Below are 2,018 nucleotides of genomic sequence, written 5' to 3' on the forward strand. Positions count from 1 at the left end.
ACACCAATCGAGATCTTCTTACTTAATCTACGTCACTAAATTCGTTCAAGTTATTTCTTGCAATCTGCCATTAGGAAAAGAGAAAAAATTATGACAACGAAAATATGGTTAAAACCAGAACAATTAGCACTGTATATTAAGCAGTTAGAACGATTTAGAGATTTATATAGCCAACTAGACCAAACCCTAGAAATTGATAGACAAGGCTTTCAATTCAAAGCTGGTGTGCCTAACTTCCAAACAACGTTAAGCGTATCAATGCAATTACAAGCTAAAATTAGACAAGCACAATCTCAAACATACGGAGATGTGCTTTTTTTTAACAAAGAATTAGCATCTAGGGTACAAGATTTGGTTTCAAAATCAATTGAGCTAACCTTTGCGTATCGTGATTTAGATTTGCTGATAAAAGGAACTGATCGCAATACCGAAAGTGGTTTAAACAAAATTGAAGAACAGTTGTATCAAGCTAAAAAGCAATTAAAAGAAAGGGCAGTGTGATGATAAACAAAGCAATTGATAATTTAAGGTATCGCATCATCAATCGGTATGTTGGTTGTCTTCGTGATATAGAAGTAGATAGTCGGCTATGTGAGCGATTAACATGGTCTGATAATAACAAAATTATAGGGCAGATAGCTTACAGTATTCACAACATTGTTGATTTGAGTGATGAAGCCTTTAGACCATTTGATGATGTAAACAATTATGAAGCCTTTATTTTGCGAGAGTTGGCAGAACATGCAAAAATTTTGGAAAAGAATTTACTGCCTGAACTTGAACGTATGCGTTTAGATACTCGTTGGCTATCTGGATATTATGAAAAACTAGCTGATGTAAAAAAGGTTCTTGATGAATTCAATGTTGTGTGAACAGTTGATATGCTTATAATTTTGTTTTTCGATAAGTTAAAAAATAAAATAATAGACAACATTGTGAAATGGTAAACTTGTTATAAGGGAATATTCCCAACTTCAATAATCATAATAAAGGAGTATATACGTTTTATGAGTGATGAAACACCAAAAAGACGAAAGCGCCAACCACATATAAATGAAAATCAACGTCACATGATTGAATACCTGTGGAATATTGAGAAAATGACACAGGCTGATATAGCTAGACGTTTAGGCTATACGCCGTCATCAATACTACGTGAATTGCATCGTGGCAACACACTTGATTTTTCACATTTAGATAGACGAACACTGTTGAATATGGATATACACGCACGTATCAAGTATTCGGCGCAACGAGGTCAATATCTAGCCTTAAAGAAACGTAGTAAAATGGGTACTGGCTCAAGATTGACACCTGAATTAAAGGAAATCATTGAGACTTGGGTTAATGTTGAACATTGGACACCTGAACAAATTGCCGGCAATGTGCAAGATGTTGATGTCTCCGCATCAGTCATTAGATTATGGGCTAGAAAAGGTTTAATTGATATTCGCAAACACAAGTATCATCGACAAAACGGCACGCCAAAAGAACGTGCAGTAGCCCAAACAAGGCGTGCTAAAGAACGTGAAATTGCACGTTTGCGTGAACAATTAAAAAATGACGGAGAATTAGTCCGACATTCGATATTTGATCGCTCACAGGTTGTTGAAAGTCGTAAACAGTTTGGTCATTGGGAAATTGATTTAGTTCTGCCTGCTAAAATGAATAACCAACGGTATCAAGATACTACTGCGATTATGACATTTACTGAACGCAAAACTCGGTTTACTGCCTTAGTATTAGTTCGTAGTAAGAAATCTAGTGATATGGTTGATGCATTTAAGTTGTTTTATGAGCGTTATGGCAAAGCTGTGCGTACTATAACAGCAGACAATGGTTCTGAATTTATTTCATGGGACTTTCTAGAATATGTTCAAAAAGAGCTTAAAATCAAGCTATACTATGCCACACCGTCATCACCACAACAACGTGGTTCTAATGAAAATGGCAGATTGTAAAATTTAAGTTGAACATTTAAGTGGACAGAAAAACCCATCAAGGTCTTTAATGGTGTT

The 2,018-nt window shown here is 35.4% G+C and carries 2 protein-coding genes and 1 pseudogene; all 3 read left to right on the top strand.

What is annotated here, in order from left to right; translation table 11 throughout:
* Positions 1-90 precede the first annotated feature (90 nt).
* Positions 91-501 (top strand): hypothetical protein, encoded by a 411-nt coding sequence (locus IE039_RS08220; RefSeq protein WP_189429015.1) that lies wholly within the window; start codon positions 91-93, stop codon positions 499-501.
* Positions 501-872, top strand: a complete 372-nt coding sequence (locus tag IE039_RS08225) for a hypothetical protein (protein WP_010006632.1) — start codon at positions 501-503, stop codon at positions 870-872. Before IE039_RS08220 ends, IE039_RS08225 begins: the two co-directional genes overlap by 1 nt.
* Before the next feature lie 135 nt (positions 873-1,007).
* A pseudogene (locus IE039_RS08230) lies at positions 1,008-1,949 on the top strand (IS30 family transposase); the annotation flags it as partial.
* Positions 1,950-2,018: the final 69 nt, after the last annotated feature.

The sequence above is a fragment of the Leuconostoc lactis KCTC 3528 = DSM 20202 genome (assembly GCF_014651235.1).
In the GTDB taxonomy this organism is placed as follows: domain Bacteria; phylum Bacillota; class Bacilli; order Lactobacillales; family Lactobacillaceae; genus Leuconostoc; species Leuconostoc lactis.